Here is a 19,323-nt window from a genome sequence, read left to right as displayed (position 1 = left end):
ATCTGTGATTTCACTGCCTTTATTATTTCTTATCAGTACTGAAGGTTATTGTTGTGAGGGCTTAATGTTCTGACAATTGCTTTTGGTGAAAGTACTTCTACTCTGCGGTTTTCTTTTCTTTCCTTGTCGCTTGGTCCTGTCGATAGTCGCTCACTGCTTCCTGCCGCGACTAATTGTATTCTCTCTTCTTCTACACCAAACACAGATGATATATAGATAGCAACACTAAACGCTCGTTCATATGAAAGAATGATATTATCTTCTTCATCTGAGCTGTCATCACTGTGGCCAACAACAACTAAAAAACTGTCTGGATGTTGTCTTAAGCGAACCGCAATTGGATCCAGTAAAAACTGGCTTTTAACATTGAGGTCGTAGCTGTTTTTGTCGAAATAAATTACCTGTCGCATTTCAGGTAGTTCGGTCAGCAGAATTTGTGCGTTAGGAACGACAGTTGTGTTGTTAGCCGTAACCGGGGGGCTGTTGCTGTTGTTTTGTTTGGTGACGGTGTCACCTCCATTCCCACATCCTGTTACCAGGCCAACTGATAAAAGAGCAGGAATGAAAGGCTTAAGCCGAGTATGAATGGGTGACATTAGTAAACCTAAAGTTTATTGATTACTTTAGGTTTAGTTGATCTGTATGGAATGACAACTGCACTGTTGAGATAGTCAGTCAGAGTATTATTAGACTGCTACCGGGTTTGGTTTGCGGTAGGGCGGAACTGCCATGCGTTCTGCCATAAAGTCGACAAAAGAACGAACTTTAGGTGCGAGATATTTACGTCTCGGGTACACAGCATAAATCGGAAGATCGACATCAGCCTTCCATTCTGGAAGTAACTCTACCAATTTACCAGTCTCAAGCTCATCAGTGATCAGATAAGTAGCCAGGTACGCAACACCAAGGCCTGACACTGCGGCATCAAGTACAGCCGGAGCATTATCAATTCGGTAATTACCCCGAGCTCGAATTGATTGACGAACACCGTCGCGGGTGAACTCCCAGTTAACATATTTACGTTCACGGCTCTGGTACGTAATGCAGTTGTGCTTACGAAGATCACCCGGCACCGTCGGTTTGCCATGTGCGGCAATATAGTCAGGCGAAGCTACAACTGAGAATTCACAATCAGCAAGTTTGCGGGCAACCATACCTTCAGGTGGATGCTCGTGGATTGCCACCCAACAATCGAAACCTTCTTCAAGTAGGTTAGGGCGGTGGTCAAACAGGCTAACTTCAAGTTCCAGGTCTGGGTGTTCTTTCTGAAAGTCAGCTAATGCTGACGTAATGCGTGACTGACCGAAAGATTGTGCGAAACCAATCCGCAGTACACCTTTAATCTCATTTCTATAACCAGCCACCATAGCTTCCGCTTCACTGACTGTATCCAACAGTTGTTGGCCATATTCAGAATATTGCTGGCCAATATCGGTCAGAGCGACAGTTCGGGTACTGCGCTGAACCAACTGACAGCCTAATCGTTCTTCAAGAAAGCGAATCTGTTTACTGACTTGTGATTTTGATATTCCAAGTCTTTCTGCTGCACGAGTGAAATTTTGCTCGTGACCAACAGTAGCGAGGATCACCATTTGTTGAAGATTTTCTAGCATAGGTAACAACCATAGTGGAACAAGCGGAGAATTATACCATTGATTATAAACCGATAAATAAACGCCAGGTCACACTGTCACAAAATGGCGCAGTAAAAATGTGTATTTATTGCCACCTAATCAGATGGAGTAGGCCTTTATTTTTATCCTTTAGCACGGGTTGGACACATAGAAGATCAATGGGTTTGTGACATCTCCGAATATTATCCTGTCATTATTTCTTTATTCTGTAAGTCTTACGAAAGCAAATACACAATAAAAACATCAGCTTAAATGCTTTGTTTTTATGGGTGGACAATGTTTTTGGCTTTATGTAGCAAACTTACATGGTTGGTAAGTGCTTAGTTATTTGTGCTGATCTTCTATGATCATTGGCTTGTTGATTAATCCTATCGATGGTAATTATCAAAACTAACGATTTAATTAATTTATTATGAGCAGATATTCTGGAGCCTCATCAGGAGGTTTTATGTTGAAAGTAATGTGGCATTTCTTTGTGTTGGGGCTTTACAGTTTTGGTGGGCCAGCTGCACATATTGGCTATTTCCAGCGTGAATTTGTTCAAAAGAAAAAATGGTTAGATGAGCAGGACTTCACGCAGGCAGTGGCGCTCTGTCAGTTTTTACCCGGTCCGGCGAGTAGTCAGTTGGGGATGTTTATCGGTTATAAACAAGGGGGATACCTTGGGGCATTAGCCGCTTTTGTCGGCTTTACCTTTCCGTCATTTCTACTACTTACATTTCTGGCGATGGGAACTCAGTTATATAGTGATGCTCCGTCCATTGATATTTTGATTCAGTCAGCAAAGCTTCTGGCTGTTATCGTGGTTGCAGATGCTCTGTGGGGAATGGCGAAGAAGAACATCACAGATAAGTTGACGCTGATGGTGGCTGGTTTTACGGCTGTTGCTGTGTTTTTCAGTACAGGATTATTGGGGCAGATCACTCCTATCTTACTGGCTGCACTTTTAGGTCACCTTTGGTCATTCCGTTCTGACGGCTGCGTTGATACACAACCACCGCAAGTAATTCGTCCAAATTTTGTCTTGCTTGGTGTCTTTGTTTTGATCTTATTGCTGATGCCACTAGTCGCTCAGTCATCGCAGTGGCTTACACTCTTTAATGTTTTTTACCAGGCTGGTAGCTTTGTATTTGGTGGGGGACATGTTGTTCTACCTCTGCTGGAGCCAATGCTTAACGGGATGGTGGAGTCAGATGCTTTTTTGAGTGCTTATGCTTCTGCTCAGCTTGTTCCTGGCCCGATGTTTACCATGGCAAGTTATCTGGGGGCTTCTTACCTAACTGAGTATCCTGTTCTGGGGAGTGTAATTGCAACAATTGCGATTTTTTTGCCGGGAAGTCTGCTGTTATTTGCATTTCTGCCAGCGTGGAAAGCTCTGTTCAGCCATCATCGGCTTAAAGCTTCAATCACATTGGTGAATGCTTGTGTTGTTGGCCTTCTGGCTAGTGCGTTTGTTAAACCTGTAGTCATGACATCAATTAGTTCATGGGTTGATGCAGTTATTGTGGTGTTGGGTTTCCTTATTTTGAAATACCGAAATATACCTGTCTGGCTGCTGATTACTTCTCTTAGTGTTTATAAGTTCGTGATGTAATTTGTTTCAAATCGTACTTTAAAATATGCATTCGGGGGGACTCGCCATAGTGAGTTCCCCTCTTTGTTCATTTAATGCACTATAACTTTTATTTTTTAATCCAATAAAATTTATAAGGACATCTCAACAAAAACACCTACAAATACAAAACTGATGAGCTAAGCAGTAAACTGTGAGAGAGGGATGTAATTGATTAAGCTAATGTTAAGTCAGACTTGGTAGAGTTTTCGCACGTCTCATTTCAGGTCCAGACAATGAATATAAAACGAAAGGTTAGACCGAACTTAACTAACTATGATTTACTTGAATTGATTCAGGAAGAATTACAGCAGGCCGAAAGGCGAATTGTAAGAAAAGTTGTTTTCACGGTTTCATTTGGTGTGATCAGCATTTTTATGCTTCTAGCTTTCGTCATTTCAGCTCAGGGGGGAACAGCAAGAGATTATGCAGCAGAAGCGATGAAAAAAGCTTTTGTTGCAGAGCGAGCCGTACACATCATCGATGAAGCTTCCGGTGCGAATATTTTAGAAAGAGCAAACACCGTATCTAACCAAAAAACAGAGTGATGGAATAAGGCTGAAGTGGAATTTTCAGCCTTGTACATAACCCGTATTCTTAATTTGAATCGTTTTAGTTCTACAGCTTGTCGATTGTTACATTTGAACGACGAGAGAGTGATTTTTGATTAATAGTTCAGGGCGAGCTGTTTTAAGGGCTGATTGTTTAAAATCATCTTCATCCAGGCGGTAAACAGGACGCGTAAGAAGTAGCTGACCAATTAATTGCACAATTGGTGAAATCAAGTGCTTGCTACCGAAACCTTCAAGTACATCCGGCACAATATCAAGTGATTCAACCTCAAGGTCGTTTAAGAAAATTGCGCCTTCATTCTTATCGTAGTAGGGAACAGCACTGAAACTAACATCAATGCTGACTTCTTGCTCTGGTTGCCCGGAAATAATAATTTTTGCCTCAGATTTAGCCTCAAGGTTTACACGGTCATCTGAAACACGCCCGATACCCACTTTGATATCATTGAACTTAACATTGGCGTGAGCTAAGCCTCTAACGCCGACTGTTCGTTCAAATGATGCGTTTTTGTCAAGGTATTCCTGTATCTCACCCTCGGTTACACTGTAACTGGTGCAAGAAGAAAGTAGAAATGCCAGTGTTAGTATCAGTACTCGTTTCACACTAAGCCTATTGATAATAAAATTATTCATAAATTATCAACGAGCTAAGTTTTTTTTCCACTAAATTTCTGAGAAAAATCAGAAACAGTATCTAAATTCATCCTTATAAAGCTTCTCTAACTTCTTTCGATACTTCACACCTTGCTTGTAAGTATATTTATGCTTCATCTTTTTATTGATCTTTTCGATCTTAGCTCGTGTTTTAAGGCACTTTTCCGCTTTAGTATCTTTTGCTATGACGTGTGGTGAATGATTCAGAGCAAAAAAGGCTAGCAATGTTGTGATAATTAATGAACGTTTCATTTTAGACAGTAGTTGTAATGAGTGATGAACTCAAACTACAGATTTTGATGGGTTATCGTTACTGAAACAGACTGTTGTTGGGTCAGAAACCTCACATTTAATTGCTAAGAAACAACATAATTTCTTGCAGGCAGAATTGAGCTCAAGAAAGAGGGAAGGAGGGGGAGCGCTCTGGATAGACCAGAGCACTCTTGTAGTGCTGGTACTTAAGCAGATTCAGAGAATAATAGCTCGAAATCATAGTTATTTCGTTTGAGGGCATTTTTCAGCTTGTTCAATGAACTCACCTGCAACTGACGAATACGTTCCCTGGTCAGACCTACTTCGTCGGCAACTTGCTGAAGAGTTTGAGTTTCATGACCAAGCAAACCGAATCGGCGGCAGATGATCTCGCGATCTCGTTCATTAAGACTATTCAGAACCGAAATTGCCAATTTGCTTATATCTTGCTGATTCAGCTCGGTATCTGGCTGATTTGAAGCATCATCAGCAATAAAAGCAGAAATTGATTGTGAGTTACTATCATCGCTGATTGCCTGATCAATAGATACAACAGGTGCATCGTAAGCTAAAACGCCTGAAATATCATCTACAGAACGTTCTAGTTTCTCAGCGATATCCTCATGAGTTGGTTCCTGATTTGTGCTCTTCATCAGCTGTTTGTGAGTTCGCAAAATCGTGTTGATCTCTTTTGAAACGTGTACTGGCAGGCGAATCGTTCTGGCCTGATTGTGAATAGCACGCTCAATGGTTTGCTTTATCCACCAGGTAGCATAGGTTGAGAAGCGGAATCCACGTTCAGGATCATATTTATCTACTGCGGTAATTAGGCCGATATTGCCTTCATCGATAAGATCACTTAACAGCATCCCGCTACCACGGTATTTCTTAGCAATGCTGACTACCAGGCGCAGGTTGCTTTCAATCATTGTCGCCTTGGCATCTTCATCACCCAGCAGACTTTTGCGGCTGTAAAGAATCTCTTCGTTCTTAGTCAGAAGAGGCTTTTGCGCAATTTCCTGCAGGTAAAGGTGAATAACATCAGCATCAAAACCATGTATTTCTTGTGACTTGATATCCATATCTAATCCCTCAATAACTGGTACGACGATGTTTATTTTTAATTGTTGTTACGTAAAGACGTTAACATACACATATTGCATATTCCATTTGTTTGGTTACAAAAAGATGGCAAATAGGTATAACATTTTGTTATTTAAAACTACGGAATTGGCTGTTTACTGGAGAAATCACAATATTTTGCAATGACTTATGTTTCTTATTCCAGAAAGGGATAACCGGAGAGTTGCTGATTTATATTAATTGTTATGTTACTTAATATTAACTATTGGGTGTGTATTTTAAGACATTATAGCGAGTAGAGGGGGATTACGCTTCTGAATTACAGCGATTCAAAGTGTGAGTTGTGACACTATAATGGATTTTTTTATTATCTGCAAAATAAAGAACTATATTCGCCCAAAACAGCCTTTTTCTTCCCAGATATTCTGAATTGCATGAAAGGCTTTCCAATATTCCTTCTTTTGCTTTTTAGTGCCTCCTTTATATTTTTCGTTTATATCATCAACTTTGTTTTGTAAACCTACACAAGGTAAACAACGATACAAACGTTCGTAATCGTCTACAGATTTAGAATGCAAAGGTGTAGAACAACATATAGCCAGTACAAATAATAATGTTCACCGCATGACCAGTCTCCAAAACACTGCTGACAACAATCTACCTGAATGAAATCATGGGTAATCATCAGTCAGGAAATATCGGATTCAGCGATGTTTTTTAAAGAGACTTATGCAATTTAAGTAGAAAATCAGGCTGGTTGATTCATTTGCCAGCCTGGTGAGGATGTTTAATTAAGTTTAAATTGAGAGATATTTTCCTGAAGCCCATTTGCAAGCTGGCTTAATTCACTGCAAGCCTGAGCCGTCTGTTTCGCTCCAGATGCGACTTCTGTTGATGCCTGGTTAATAGATTCAACACTTCGGCTTAATTCATCTGTCACTGAATTTTGTTCACAGCAAGCACTTGCGATTTGAATATTCATATCCGCAATACTGGCAACTGATGATTCAATTTGTGTGATGCTGCCTCCTGCGATCTGGCTTTGTCCAACGCATTGTTGAATTAGTTGACAGCTATTTTTAGTTGCTTCGCCTGTTTCTTTTGCGCGGTGTTGAAGCTTATCAATAATAGAAATAATTTCAGACGTTGACTGTGAAGTTCTTCCGGCTAGCGTTCTAACTTCATCCGCTACAACCGCGAAGCCGCGCCCCTGATCGCCAGCACGTGCCGCTTCAATAGCTGCATTCAAAGCAAGCAGGTTAGTTTGTTCTGCAATACCACTGATCACATCTACAACCATGCTGATGTTGGCTGTATCCTGTTCCAACTGAGCCACCATTTCACCGGCATTTTGAATTTCGTTAGCTACTTTCTCAATTTCAATAATTGTTTCATTAACCACACGAGTACTTTCTTTAGCTTCATTGGTTGCAGATGTCGCTAATTCACTGGCATCTTCAGTATTCGCGGCCACCTGAGAAACTGTGGATTGCATCTGGTTCATCGCAGTCGCAATCATTGCCAGTTGATCCTGCTGTTGTACCATTCCTGCTGACGACTGCTCTGAAACAGCACTCATTTCTTCAATAGCCGCACTTAACTGCACAACGGCTGCAGAAATTTCGTTAATCAGCTCTTTCAGACCATTTTGCATAACGAGACAAGCATCAGCCAGAGAACCAAATTCATCATTGCCGATTGTTGAACGGTCAAGGGAGTAGGTTAAATCACCTTCGGCAATAGCCATAGCCATTGCAGTGGTTTTTTCCAACGGTTGAGTGATTTGGCGAATCATGTAAACAGCGACGATAACCATAAAGCCGAGTAGGAGTGCCAGTGAAGCCATTGTGTAGAGATTCGCTTCCTGGACACGATTCATAGCAGCTACTTTGCCCTGATCACTTTCTTTGTTAGTAAGTTCGATTAGTTTATCCAGTGATACCTGCAAGGCGGTGAACTTATCAAATGAACCCAGTACGACATTATTCGCAAGGCTTGTATCTTGCGCCTGGATAGCCATTGAGAAGCCCTTTGTTGCCTCTTTATATGCTTTCCATGAGCGCATTACTTCATCAAAGCGTCGTTGCGATTCATTTTCAGTAATTGTTGTTTTGTATGTAGCCAGAGCTGAGTCAACTTGTTTGTACACTTTATGAATATCATTTAACCAGTTTTTCACATCAGGGTGGTTAATATTTGGTAAAATAGAAAATTCATCTTTACGAATAGTGGTGATATCTGTTTGAAGATCCTGAACTAATGCTGTTTTAGGCATAGTTCGGTTGGTTATATTAAGTAAATTATCATTAATGCTGGATATTTCACTAAGCATAAATACACCAAGAGATACAACTCCCACACCTATCATTGCCAACATGGTAGCTATTTTTGTTCGAACGGATAGATCTTGAAACCACATATACAATCGCCCTCAACATTATCATTATAATGAATAAAAAAATGGATACGGGATGGTATTCTGACCATAGGGAAAGTCAAAAAGATTTTCTTCTTTTTTCATGAAAGTTTGATTCTAGCAGCTAAATAAGATAATTAACTTGAAAAAATATTTATCGTGAGATTCAGTGTTTTTACTTCTTGATTTGTCAAAGCTGATATTTGAATCACGTTGTGATTAAGAAGAATTTCAACATCTTTAGGCACAATAAATAACCACAAGAAATATAATCTAAAATTGAATTCAATAGTGGAATATAATCTCTTATCGACAAAAAATAAGTTTGTAATATATATAATATTTACGAATAATAATTAACTTACTTATTCAACAATTGTAAGTTTTTGATATTTATAAGCTAATCGAAGTAAATTCAGCAATATAGCTTTAAGTCATATTTATCCTTCGACTCAGTTCAAGTTTCGGAAAGATTAGACACAAAAGTCTAAATTCTAGTGTTACACATGGAGTTACTGAATTGTATAGGAGTATCACATGACAGATGAGGGCGTTGAACTAAAAGTCTGCCCAGTGTGCGGACAAGAAGAGGAATATCTGGTTGATGAACTACGAGAAACCGTTATCTGTATTTGTGGTGCGATTATCGATGAGCCGGTATTTCATTAATCCGACTCAGAGTTACGATAACAGTCATTTAGCATTTCTAGTGCGTGATGGCCTTTTCGTATTGTTAACGACGTAACGTACTGCTGAGCGTAGCCAGCACTATAAGAGTTATTCCTGCAATTTTATTGACCGCCAAGTTTTCATGGAAAAAGCAGATTTGCCATATCACGGCAAAAATCAGATTCGTAAATATAAGCGGTGTTAGTTCTGAACCTGAATTGACTAGCTTATAAGCTTTGGCATGAAACATTTGAGTGCCGACAATACTAACGGCAAGAATTGCAAGTAATGTAAGCACATTAGCTTGTGTTAAAGCCACTGTCTCAACATCACATTACCACTGGTGATAACGCTGGTACCCGCAACTGGCAGTAAAATTAGTGCGGCTAGCATAAAGCACCAACCATTTAGACCTGCGGAAGACAGAGCAGACTTCGCACCACGGATCAGATTGATGAACCCGTATTGAACCTTTACCAGGGATTTTACTTCGTTTGCTTCCCGGGAAGATTAAAACAGGAGAGTGTGCTTACATTGATAAACTGGTTCAAAGACCAGTTCGAAGATGAAGGGGATTTATGTTGTCGTTAAACTATTGCGTTTGTTACCTTGTCACATTATTTTGCGGATTGTCTTAAAAGATTGCGCGTGTACTTAGCGCGTATTGCTCTCGAAAGTAACGAATGACTATGTAAACTTTTAGGTGATCCTGTAACGTTTATTTTTGAGTTTTATCCGCATCTCTGGGCAACTGGGTAAAACTGCTATGCGGGATGACAATATCGTATAGCCATGATGGGAGCAATCTAGAGCTGTTAGCCAAGACTGTCGGTGGTGTGACTGATAACACTGAGGCTTGTGTTTAGCATGAGGAAAAAAACATCGGTAATCATCCATTGGTGTAGCGTTTTCAATGGGAGAGAAATGTTTTGATATTCTATGAGTTTTTATGCGGTAGTGTCGGTCCAAAGTCAGGATAGTTTTCACGAATAATACTGAGGCACTGGCATCGAATATCTTCATGAATTTTGTTTGGTGACGGTTTGCCTCGACGCTGATGGACAATTCCTGCTGCGCCCAGCTGGCGAAAGCGAGTCACCAGACGTTGGATCTGACAGACGCTTAATGAAAGAACACTTGCAGCATCTGAGCGTGAGCGTCGAATACGTTTTTCACAAACATCACGGATAGTACTCAGGCGTAAAATCTCTTTGTCATTCATGGTTACCAACATCGTTTGTTAATCTCACACAGACCAGATAGAGTCTGATCACCGTAGGAAAAACAGGACATTTTCACTTTGCAGAAAAGAGCCATTTTAACTTTGCGGCTACATGCCCAGTGCGCATTATATTTCCTTATGTTAAAACAGGGAACTAATTATAAATCAATTAGTTAGAATCCTTTCTTTGCGGGAAGAAGGATTTAATGCGAAATCGACATCAACTCACTAAAAATTACATTTTTCGATTTTATCAATGCGGTTTGAGCATAGAAAATACGGCTAAACTTTGTTTCAAAACTGTGAGGACGGTCACGCAATGGGATAAGGGAAAATCAATTCCACCGGAGTGTAAACGACTTATGAGGATGTATTCAGGCTTAGAGCTTGACCCTTTAGGTGATGAATGGAGGGGGTGGAGCATTAGAGGAGGAAGACTTATAACACCAAACAGTTGGTCTTTGACACCAGACAGGATAATAACTGGTAATGCATTGTTAGAAATTAACGCCGAGAACGATAGAAAGCTAAAGGCAGAAATCATTAAAACAGCAAGATTACTTAGAAAATTACCATGAGTTATTAAAAAAGCACTTACAAAAACAAAAAAAGACAGTCTCTAACTGTCTTTTTTTGTCTAGTCAATCATAATCAAAAGGAGAATGCTGGTTCTTTATTCTTCTTTTGCGCTTTTTCGCGAAAGATTTTATTAATTTTCTCAGCTTCTTCTCTTTTTAATTTTTCTGGATTAAAAAGTTTCCTCCATTCCCTAAGCTCTATGCTTCCTTGCAAAGTCTTATTGGTCATGTCCTGCTCCTTGAAGAAAATTGTTAAAATAGTGCGAGTTTAATTCTTTATCAAAATAGTGCTTTCGCTTAACCCAGATAAACCCATCACCTTTTGATATTATAGCAACATCAATAGGACCGCCAACTGTTTCACTATCATTTGAGACCTTCCTCTTAAATGCAGTCATGTTAACAAGAGATTCAGCCATATAAGCTAGGTCCTGCTTAGGCAAAAACTCAATCATTTGAAGAACCTTATCAACATGTTCTTGGCGTTTATGAAGCTGAATGTTTTTTGATGCTTGATCCCAACTTTGATTCGCATGTTCAAGAAGAGCTGCTCGAATATCACTAAGCTGTTTAGGCTGGTCTTCATATGCTTGTTCCAGCAATTCAAATGCTTTATGCAAGCTTTCACCTATTGATTGCTTATATGCATCTGATATAACTTGCTCAAGGTAAGGATTAACACCAGACATAAAAGTAATAACTTCATCATCTTGAGCATATGCCTGCAAACCACTGGCCCCGGCAGCTGCGCTCTTCCCTGGATCAGGTGAGTACTTTAGTTTATCACCAACAAACCCATGCACATTGTAAGCAAGCACAACAGGGAAATACTCTTTTTCACCATAACCAGCAAATACAACACCAGTGTCTACGCTGTGTCCGTTTTGTTTACAAGATATCGTTGCGAAGAGTTGACTGATTTTTTGAATCAGTTCATCCGGAAAATCAATCTCAGGGTGCTTAGCTTCTGTAATTGCTTTAACCTGTTTAATACCATTTGCAGATAACTCTTCTAAAAAGGCTTGATCAAAACCGTTATAAAAATCAGATTCATCAAAACTTTCAATAAGCACTGAGCATGACGAACTAATAATCTCAATGCTTTCCTCAACATTTGGCTTACGGTCTTGTTCCTCTACAAATTTTACAGCTGCATCATCTGCTAGAGAAAACAGATAGTCATAAGCTTGTAAGTATGTTTGTGTGAGGCTATTCTCTCTGAGATCCATCGGGATAATTCTTTCTTCTTTACATAGGAAATTCCAGAAATCCTCGGCATAGCCATCAAGAGTATCAAAAGATTTATTTTGTAACTGTTTTCGATACTCCTTGATCACCAATTCCCACGGAACATTACACAAACTCCCTGTACCATAGACCATGATTCCAACGGGATGGTATTTTGTTAATGCAAATAATTTCTCTGCACCATTGTAAATCTTTGAAGTACCACCGCCAGAAATGGTCACTGCCGAATCCGCAGCTAAGGCAACAGCGCTTTTATTCATAACAGCAATTTCAGCAGTCATTATTATCGTACCTTATATAAGTGAATATCATAGTGCTAAGTAGGGTTAGTCAGATAGAAATTCATTACCCAGAATAGCGTTGCATATTGAGTGGCATTCTACACACTTATGTCATCGAACGCATGCAAAATTGGGTTACTATTCTGCATTGGAATGGGTAAGTGGTTGCTTATTGGGCGATGTTTCTATGGAAAGTATGCTATTGGTGTTATCTCAGCCAGAGCTTCGGACGAGAAGAGCTTCCCTTTTGGTTGTGCTATACTGTGTATTTATACAGGTTTGTGATCAGGAAAATGACGGGACCCAAATTATACAGCCGGATTTTAAAGGCGAAATATCCTGATTTATTAGGCTATTGCAGCCGCTGCTGTTCTGCGACAATACTCATTAAATATGACGTTCGGCGCAAATATTACATCTGCACACACTGTAGGTTGGAGTGGCGAGAATCAAGACTGTTTAAACCTAGGTAAAGTAAAATAGGGCGGCTACTTTGCTGCAACCAGCAAGTACGCCGCCAAGCCTTGCTTATGCCTTATCTAATACATTTACAGGCCAGAGGAAGTAGGGGCCGAAACGCTTGCTATATTTGAACTCCCCACCAATAGCCTTGCCTTCATCCGTTAAGAAATATCTTTCATCAACAAGCTGCAAGTAGCCAGCGGTTAGAAATTTATCTAACAACTCATTCGTCTTCATACCATGACTTTTAGCCAGTTTAGATGTTGTCAATTTGGTATGTTCACCATCATTTTGTTGAGTATCTTCGGCATCAGAATTGGTTTCGGTGATCTTCTCAAGAGATATGCGAACTTCATCGCCGATGCGAATAATCCTTTGAGCTTCTTCGTAAGCTTCCTTATAGATTTCAGCGTCAGTATCGCGCGAAACTAGAATACCCATTTCGTTATTATTAACTTGACTGAATTCATACAGATTTAAGCTGGTAATGATGCACGAATCCTCGTTGAGGTAGCACTTTGCATGAAGGTTTTTACAGAAGCTTACTCGGACAAAAGTCAGCTCCTTTAACCAGTTAATTTCCTCTGGCTGAAGTTCGCTTTTCCCATAAATAATGCGTATATCTATCTTTAAACGATCTTTATCTTCGAGCAGTTCTTTTATTCGGTCGTTCAACTTCAGAAAGGGGCTAATCAGTATCAACCTTTCTGATGCTCCTTTAATAAGCTCTTCTAGATAGTAGTTTGTAGCACTAGTATTCAAAAACTTAGCCATGACAGAAATCCATTATGATGATAAGCCTTTGGGCATCCTACCTTCTGATTCTCTATCTATTCCACAAAGAGTAAATGTGTTTTTGATCAATGCGATGAACCACAAACAAGGTTGTATTCCAGGCACTATTTTGCACGAATAAGGCAGTGAAATTGGGGGGGGGGGTATTACGGGCCACCTTAGCTATCTCAAGCCGTGACCACAGATAGCTATCTCAGCCAAGCCCTACCGACAGGAGAGGTACCCCTAACCCAAGAGCAGCGCGTACACCGCCAAGTCTTGCTTATCAAGGGTGAAGTGAATGATGAGCTTCACGCCCGTTCGTTTTTGAGCCTCTCAGGTTCTTCTAATTTGTAGGTTAGAGATCGTTTTGACTCTGTGTTGGTTTGCTCCGTAGGGGGGCAGGCTCAAAAGCCGCTGCGGCCTACTCATCACCCTTGACAATCCAGCCCCGGCTCAGTGTGGGCCTTCCATCTAGTAAATGGCGGGCCATGGGCAAACAAGTTGCCCGCCACCATTCACTAGCATGGAGAACGCGCTGATGACCACTTTCTACCGCACGGATTCTTTTAACCCTTCGAAACTCTGGTTGCTTCACCGTGACCAGCATGGCCATTTCACTCTGGAGCAGCAGGTAAACCGCCGGACGACCGGAGTACACAAGCGGGTGACGTTGATGTGGGCGCTGTCAGCCACATCAACTCAGTCATTGAACGAATGGAACAAGGCGTAAGGAGGCGGGGCGATGAACACTTATAAACTGGTTTTACCTGATGAGTATTACGAATACATGCGCGAAGCAGGGAAGCTACTTGATGAGAACTTTAACCTGCCGCTTACCGACCCTAAGCGCAAAGAAAACCTGCTCAAGGTGGAGCAGCTACATGCCAAGGCATTGGCCGTCAAGGAGTCAGTCCTCAATAAGGATGGAGGGGCGAAGCAATGAGCAGGAACGCGGAATACGAAGCAAGGATGAAGGCCAAAGGGTTGAAGAAGGTGACAGTGTGGATGCCGGAAGACCGGGAGGCGGATATCCGGCAGGCCATCAACATGCTGGTCGAGAACGACCACCTGACGCTGAACAGCCTGCGCGATGTAGTCAGTGGGAAGTACGTTTCTATGCACCGTCACCAGTGACGGCACCTTTATCGGTTATGTCCGGGTCTGATTGCGCAGCCGCCTGATGCATCTGACCCGGATGATAACTATCAGCTTTTTCAGCAGGTAGTTGATAGCATCCCAAGCTACAAACGCAAACAACACAGTCATGAAGGTCGTCGCAATCATGTCGACGACTAACACATCAAGTAACTCTGAAAATTGTTCATTGGTCAGTGTTATACAATCCATTTTTAATCTCTCCCTTTAAATTTCACCGTTGTTGTCATTTGTGACCAGTCCCGCCAGCGGCATGGCCGAGAAGTCCGGTTCCCGAGCCTGTTCGGTCGGCAGGCGTTCTTCTCGGATGTCCGGTATGTCATTGACTGGATTGCACATCAGTAGTTGCTGGCTGTCGCCGTAGTTGACCTGGACTAAGCAGGGGTCGAGCACGGTAAAGCGAAATCCCATCAGCCGCAGGTGGTCGCTGTAGACATAGCCGCGCTGGCCGTCGGGGCTGTGCTGTTCGAAGATGATAGTGGTCAGGGTCTGGCGTTTGTCACTCAAGACTTTGATTTGGACGCCGGAAACAAACAGCTGGCTGACGTCATAGGGCCATGCGGTTACAGCCATATCAAGGTAGCGCCCCTGAGCAGGAGCCGCAGGGCTATCGAGACCACGAGGAACACTATCAGCCGGATACCCAGCCAACGTGCCAGCGGGGCCAGTCGGTGCAGCGGTTTGGCCAGCAGCCGGAAGGCTTTGTGCTGGCTGAGCTTCTCCAGTCGGTACTGGAGCATCAGAATTATCACGAGTAGCGATTTCATAGACAGAATTCCCAACGAAGTAGATGCAGAGCAGGAAGACGACAAGGAACAGCAGGAACTTGGGTTGTTGCAGGATGGACGAACCCGCGCCGCTCTTGGTCACTTGCCCAGTGACGGTAGAGGAATACATCAGGTGGACGGCCCGGGGAACGCGCACGCCCTTGGTGGTGTCATCCTTGGTCGGCTTGGTGGAAGTCGATTTCGGGTTGTGCTCCCACAGCCGCGGGCGGCGTTTGGTAAGGAAGAACGAGTCTTTCGAGCTGTGGTGAATGGCCAGCTCGGCGACGCCTTTGACTTCGGCGGGTATCTGGCGGATGTCCGGGGTGCAGAGGGTGATATCCCAGTTGTATTTGCGGTGGCGCATGAAGGCCATATTGAAGTTCTTCGGCAGGATAACGCAGCCGGACTCATCAACGATGCTTTCCCCGGTATCGTCGAACGCGACTTCTTCCGGTTGGAAGTCGGCCAGCATCTTGTTGTAGAAATCGACGAAGCCCTTGGGCAGGTTGTCGCGGAAAGCCTCGACACCCAAGAAGACGTTCTTGACCATGTCGAACCCGGCGGTTTTGTTGTAGATGTCCTGCGCCTCGTCGATAAGGATCATTGCGCCAATCGGGCACCAGTTATACCAGTGCTGCCAGAGGCGGATGCCGTTCTCGTTCATGGAAGATATTCGGATGATGCGGGCCGTTATCGGGAAGCGTTCGCCGAGCCGTTTCTCGATGGTGGCGATGTCCTGCATACCTTCAACGTTGGTGACAACGACGCGACCTTCGCGTAGGGCCGGGAGGATATCGAACCAGACCGCGCAAGCGGATTTGTACGAACCAGCCGCGCCGTGTCGGATGATGGTTGCCATTGTTATACCCCCATGGAATCCATGACGAAGCGGGTGGTCATCGCTTCGATAACCCGCATGAAGCCTGAGCCAACACCGTAGGCCGCGGCGGCGTTGCGCACGTCCGGGTCGAGCGAGGAAAAGGCCGAGTCGATGAACTGGTAAACCGACAGGTCGTTGAGCAGCTCACTCGCAACCCCGTGGGCAAACTTCATGCTTTCGAGCATCATCACCAGTTTCATCTTGATGGAATACTTGAGGACGTAGGCATACATCCGCTCGATAAACGACGGGGTGTATTCGAAGAAGCGGTCGATATGGTCAGCAACATCAATGAACCACTGGAAGGTGTTGTCGGTAGTATTGGCCAGTGCCGGCACGGCGACGGCCATTAACAGCAGGGGCAGATAGCGCATTATTTCCTCCTGACGAGAATGATGGAAAAGGCAACCAGCGAGGCGAGGGCAAGGACGACCGATTTGATGGCGTCACTGTTTTCTATCCACGCGTCGTTCTTGGCGGTAAAGTTGCGGTTGGCCACATGGATGTTGGCCGAGAAGACGGGCATATTGCCGGACTCGGGCAGGGAAACGTCGCCCAGGCTGTCGGCAAAGGTGTCCATCAGGGTGCTGATTTCATCGCGCAGCCCTTCGATGTCCTTATCGAGCAGGGCAATCGCCTCCTTGCCGAGGACATCCCCAAACGGGTCTTTGTCGGTTTTGGGGATTTTGCCGTTGAGGCGCAGGCAGATGAGCCTGTTCTTGTTCTCTTCTTTGTTGCAGTCGATGTCTCCCGCGGGTTCGCAGTCCTGACCTTCGGGGCAGTCGCCTTGGCCTTCACCGTTTCCTTCACCATTCCCGGGAGCCACGGCGTTGCCTTTGTCGCGGATAGCCTGAATCAGGTCGCCGTTGATGCCGTCCATGTGTTTCATCATCTCGGTCATTTTGTTGTCGAGGATGTCATTGCCGGATTTGTTGAGGTCGCGGATTTCGGTCAGCAGGTCGTTGGCCTTGTTGGTATTGTCGGCGATGGCCTTGGTGTTCTTGGCGGTGATTTGGGTGTTGCTCTTCACATCAAACGAGGTCTTGTTGTGGTCACGAACGGCGAACTGGACTTCGTTAATCGCAGCTATCAGGCCTTCGGTGCCGGAGCAGTCACCGTCCACCGCGGGGTCACACTCATCAATGCAGATATCCCCAGCGGCGGGGTCGCAGTCGGGGCGCTTGTCACACAGCCAAGGGGCTTCGGGGGTCGGGCAGTTTTCGTAACCTTGGCAAAGGTCCGGGAACTCTTCGCAAAAGCTCGGTTTGTCGTCGGGGTCGGTGGAGCCGTCATCGTCTCCGGGTTCTTCCGGTTTGGAGCACAGCTCGGGGTGTTCTTTGCAGAACTCCGGATTTTCTTCCGGGTTGATACCCCCCGTATCACCACCACCTTCACCACCTTCGCCTCCCGTGTCACCGCCGCCTTCTTCACCAGTCCCGGGCTTGTCACCCGTCGGGTCGTCACCCTCATCGCCACCTTCACCCGTTCCGGGTTTTTCTGGGTCGTCGCCACCCGGGTCATCCGAACAGGTAACCTCAATTTGCTCAGTGTCATGGTTACAGGAGGCGCTGCCGGATTGGTTCGGGCAGTTGCGGACAGCCTCATCCATGGCCTGCTGTGCCTCGGGGGTTTCACAGTAGTTTTTCTCCTGCTCGGGTGTGTAGTCATAACATTCACCGCTTTCGCCGACAGGGTATGAGCCGTCAGGGCAGCTGCGGCATTCGCCGTTGATATCCGGAACACCCCCCGACGGGCAGTTGTTCCCGCCTTTAATATCGTAATCATAGATGCCCCGGTATCGGTTGAAATAACCGGGGTCAGGGCCGTCAACATAGGCATAATGCAATACAACGTAGTCGTTTGTATCCCTCCCTTTATAACGGTTAGCCAGCTTATCAATGGCATTGTTTAACCGTTGTTGGGACTCGTCTGCCGTATTCGTCCAGCCAGTGGAAGCCCAGGCAAACACATCAACAGAAAAGGCGAGCAGGAAGAAAAATAACCAATAGCGCATAACCAATCCCTTAGTCAGCCATCAAAAAAGGGGCCGAAGCCCCTTGTGGTTAGTGGGATTGCACCCCGGACACAAAGCCGTAGACAAAGGTCATGGTGGAGGCAATCCCGAGTAAGAGTTCCGGAGGAACGGCGGGCATTACTTGTTGAGCCACTTGAGCAGCATGCCGACACCGAAGCCGACCACGGCAAGGGCGACGACCGTACCGACCACCGCGGTCTGGTTGGCGGTAGCCTCACCGCCTGCGGCAGTCAGTTGCTGGGTGTAGTCGCCCGCGTGAGCAGCAACAGTGGCAAACAGTGAAGTGGCAACCACACCAGCGCGAGGTGCATATTTCTGGAATTTTTCTTTCATGACATATTTCCTTATTTGACGTTGAGTTAAGCTTTGCCCAGCCACCGAACCAGTCGGCCAGCACTGTGGCCGAGGAAGAACGACAGCAGGAGCATTCCCGAAACCTCGATAAACAGCTCTTTATCGAAGTTCTGATACATGGCCACATCGTCAGGCTGCAACAGCACGTACCCGGCGCATTGCTGGACGGGGGTGTCGGTGATGTGGCCTTCGGATAAGCAGCGCATTTTGTTTTCGGTTTCCAGTTAGCCTTTCAGGTAAGGCAGTATGTGTGTGTCCCAGACCCAAATCGGCAGTGCCTTGTGTTCGGACTGGAGTCGGTAATAACGGGCGATGATGTTGCGTTCCATGGTGTCCCCGTTAGCTCGCTTGGGCGGGCTTGTTGGTTGTGCTTGGGACGCCGAGCAGGTGCCAGCCGGAGAAGTTGACGTGCTTGCCGCCGTCACCCGCGAATGAGCGCTCAATGTGCTGAATCTTGTAGTCGGTCTTCTTGTCGATGAGCTTTTTCAGGTCAGCACCGCCGCCCATGGCATCCCAGAGGTCAGGGGAGACGCGGCATTCGACCACCTCGGACGGGTTGAACAGTTGCAGGCGGACAATGCCGGAATCACGGGATTCCCCGGTGTTCGGGTTGGCAGTGGTTTTCTTCTCGATGTCATCGAGGTCATTGATGCGGGCGGTTACAATCATCGT

General features: G+C 44.5%; 24 protein-coding genes. 7 read left to right on the top strand and 17 right to left on the bottom strand.

What is annotated here, in order from left to right:
* Positions 1–32 precede the first annotated feature (32 nt).
* Positions 33–596 (bottom strand): OmpA family protein, encoded by a 564-nt coding sequence (locus AACQ93_RS21380; protein ID WP_064608613.1) that lies wholly within the window; start codon positions 594–596, stop codon positions 33–35.
* Between the two features lie 90 nt (positions 597–686).
* Positions 687–1,613 (bottom strand): LysR family transcriptional regulator, encoded by a 927-nt coding sequence (locus AACQ93_RS21375; RefSeq protein WP_064608610.1) that lies wholly within the window; start codon positions 1,611–1,613, stop codon positions 687–689.
* A gap of 469 nt (positions 1,614–2,082) precedes the next feature.
* Between AACQ93_RS21375 and chrA the strand changes: the two genes are divergently transcribed.
* Both chrA and AACQ93_RS21365 read left to right on the top strand, forming a co-directional pair.
* On the top strand, positions 2,083–3,228 hold the full coding sequence (chrA, locus tag AACQ93_RS21370; RefSeq protein WP_064608607.1) for a chromate efflux transporter: 1,146 nt from the start codon (positions 2,083–2,085) through the stop codon (positions 3,226–3,228).
* A gap of 254 nt (positions 3,229–3,482) precedes the next feature.
* Entirely contained in the window at positions 3,483–3,794 is a 312-nt protein-coding gene (locus tag AACQ93_RS21365; RefSeq protein WP_064608604.1) for a hypothetical protein, read from the top strand.
* Positions 3,795–3,881: 87 nt separating this feature from the next.
* Here AACQ93_RS21365 and AACQ93_RS21360 read toward each other — a convergent pair whose 3' ends face one another.
* From AACQ93_RS21360 to AACQ93_RS21350, 3 genes are all read right to left on the bottom strand, one after another.
* Positions 3,882–4,451, bottom strand: a complete 570-nt coding sequence (locus AACQ93_RS21360) for a DUF1439 domain-containing protein (RefSeq protein WP_064608601.1) — start codon at positions 4,449–4,451, stop codon at positions 3,882–3,884.
* Between the two features lie 479 nt (positions 4,452–4,930).
* The gene (rpoS, locus tag AACQ93_RS21355; protein ID WP_064608594.1) at positions 4,931–5,806 is read right to left on the bottom strand and encodes an RNA polymerase sigma factor RpoS; all 876 of its coding nucleotides are present in this window, start codon (positions 5,804–5,806) and stop codon (positions 4,931–4,933) included.
* Between the two features lie 788 nt (positions 5,807–6,594).
* A complete protein-coding gene (locus tag AACQ93_RS21350) occupies positions 6,595–8,226 on the bottom strand; it encodes a methyl-accepting chemotaxis protein (RefSeq protein ID WP_064608591.1) in 1,632 nt (543 codons plus the stop codon).
* A 534-nt stretch (positions 8,227–8,760) separates the two neighbouring features.
* On the opposite strand from AACQ93_RS21350, the gene AACQ93_RS21345 reads away from it, so the two are divergent.
* A complete protein-coding gene (locus tag AACQ93_RS21345) occupies positions 8,761–8,892 on the top strand; it encodes a hypothetical protein (RefSeq protein ID WP_007465765.1) in 132 nt (43 codons plus the stop codon).
* A 64-nt stretch (positions 8,893–8,956) separates the two neighbouring features.
* On the opposite strand, the gene AACQ93_RS21340 is transcribed toward AACQ93_RS21345, so the two are convergent.
* Entirely contained in the window at positions 8,957–9,211 is a 255-nt protein-coding gene (locus AACQ93_RS21340) for an EamA family transporter (protein ID WP_157097623.1), read from the bottom strand.
* 618 nt (positions 9,212–9,829) lie between these two features.
* On the bottom strand, positions 9,830–10,126 hold the full coding sequence (locus AACQ93_RS21335; RefSeq protein WP_064608590.1) for a helix-turn-helix domain-containing protein: 297 nt from the start codon (positions 10,124–10,126) through the stop codon (positions 9,830–9,832).
* 194 nt (positions 10,127–10,320) lie between these two features.
* On the opposite strand from AACQ93_RS21335, the gene AACQ93_RS21330 reads away from it, so the two are divergent.
* The gene (locus tag AACQ93_RS21330) at positions 10,321–10,692 is read left to right on the top strand and encodes a DUF3653 domain-containing protein (RefSeq protein ID WP_064608587.1); all 372 of its coding nucleotides are present in this window, start codon (positions 10,321–10,323) and stop codon (positions 10,690–10,692) included.
* A gap of 73 nt (positions 10,693–10,765) precedes the next feature.
* Here the strand turns inward: AACQ93_RS21330 and AACQ93_RS21325 are convergent, their stop codons facing one another.
* The 3 genes from AACQ93_RS21325 to AACQ93_RS21315 form a co-directional block, all read right to left on the bottom strand.
* Positions 10,766–10,921 (bottom strand): hypothetical protein, encoded by a 156-nt coding sequence (locus AACQ93_RS21325; protein WP_157097622.1) that lies wholly within the window; start codon positions 10,919–10,921, stop codon positions 10,766–10,768.
* A complete protein-coding gene (locus AACQ93_RS21320; RefSeq protein ID WP_064608584.1) occupies positions 10,911–12,221 on the bottom strand; it encodes a hypothetical protein in 1,311 nt (436 codons plus the stop codon). The genes AACQ93_RS21325 and AACQ93_RS21320 overlap by 11 nt, the downstream gene beginning before the upstream one ends.
* Before the next feature lie 528 nt (positions 12,222–12,749).
* The gene (locus AACQ93_RS21315; RefSeq protein WP_064608580.1) at positions 12,750–13,457 is read right to left on the bottom strand and encodes a phospholipase D family protein; all 708 of its coding nucleotides are present in this window, start codon (positions 13,455–13,457) and stop codon (positions 12,750–12,752) included.
* Positions 13,458–13,998: 541 nt separating this feature from the next.
* On the opposite strand from AACQ93_RS21315, the gene AACQ93_RS21310 reads away from it, so the two are divergent.
* The 3 genes from AACQ93_RS21310 to AACQ93_RS21300 are packed head-to-tail and all read left to right on the top strand — an operon-like array spanning position 13,999 to position 14,594.
* Positions 13,999–14,190, top strand: a complete 192-nt coding sequence (locus AACQ93_RS21310; protein ID WP_064604200.1) for a hypothetical protein — start codon at positions 13,999–14,001, stop codon at positions 14,188–14,190.
* A gap of 12 nt (positions 14,191–14,202) precedes the next feature.
* Positions 14,203–14,403: a hypothetical protein gene (locus tag AACQ93_RS21305; protein ID WP_064608577.1), complete on the top strand. Its 201-nt coding sequence runs from the start codon at positions 14,203–14,205 to the stop codon at positions 14,401–14,403.
* Positions 14,400–14,594 (top strand): antitoxin MazE-like protein, encoded by a 195-nt coding sequence (locus AACQ93_RS21300; RefSeq protein WP_064604208.1) that lies wholly within the window; start codon positions 14,400–14,402, stop codon positions 14,592–14,594. Before AACQ93_RS21305 ends, AACQ93_RS21300 begins: the two co-directional genes overlap by 4 nt.
* Before the next feature lie 15 nt (positions 14,595–14,609).
* Here the strand turns inward: AACQ93_RS21300 and AACQ93_RS21295 are convergent, their stop codons facing one another.
* The 7 genes from AACQ93_RS21295 to AACQ93_RS21265 form a co-directional block, all read right to left on the bottom strand.
* The gene (locus AACQ93_RS21295) at positions 14,610–14,807 is read right to left on the bottom strand and encodes a hypothetical protein (RefSeq protein ID WP_064608575.1); all 198 of its coding nucleotides are present in this window, start codon (positions 14,805–14,807) and stop codon (positions 14,610–14,612) included.
* Positions 14,808–14,822: 15 nt separating this feature from the next.
* Positions 14,823–16,241, bottom strand: a complete 1,419-nt coding sequence (locus AACQ93_RS21290; protein WP_064608572.1) for a zonular occludens toxin domain-containing protein — start codon at positions 16,239–16,241, stop codon at positions 14,823–14,825.
* A gap of 2 nt (positions 16,242–16,243) precedes the next feature.
* Entirely contained in the window at positions 16,244–16,636 is a 393-nt protein-coding gene (locus tag AACQ93_RS21285) for a DUF2523 family protein (RefSeq protein WP_064608569.1), read from the bottom strand.
* Entirely contained in the window at positions 16,636–18,276 is a 1,641-nt protein-coding gene (locus AACQ93_RS21280; RefSeq protein ID WP_064608566.1) for a hypothetical protein, read from the bottom strand. The genes AACQ93_RS21285 and AACQ93_RS21280 overlap by 1 nt, the downstream gene beginning before the upstream one ends.
* A 138-nt stretch (positions 18,277–18,414) precedes the next feature.
* Positions 18,415–18,630, bottom strand: coding sequence for a hypothetical protein (locus AACQ93_RS21275; RefSeq protein ID WP_064608563.1), 216 nt, complete (start codon positions 18,628–18,630; stop codon positions 18,415–18,417).
* Positions 18,631–18,656: 26 nt separating this feature from the next.
* Positions 18,657–18,797 (bottom strand): hypothetical protein, encoded by a 141-nt coding sequence (locus AACQ93_RS21270; RefSeq protein WP_157097621.1) that lies wholly within the window; start codon positions 18,795–18,797, stop codon positions 18,657–18,659.
* A 193-nt stretch (positions 18,798–18,990) separates the two neighbouring features.
* On the bottom strand, positions 18,991–19,320 hold the full coding sequence (locus AACQ93_RS21265; RefSeq protein WP_064604225.1) for a hypothetical protein: 330 nt from the start codon (positions 19,318–19,320) through the stop codon (positions 18,991–18,993).
* Positions 19,321–19,323 lie beyond the last annotated feature (3 nt).

Origin of the sequence: Photobacterium sp. J15, assembly GCF_963870815.1 — a bacterium.
GTDB lineage: Bacteria > Pseudomonadota > Gammaproteobacteria > Enterobacterales > Vibrionaceae > Photobacterium > Photobacterium marinum.
Note: the sequence above shows the minus strand (reverse complement) of the source record. Positions and strands in the feature narration are given on the sequence as shown.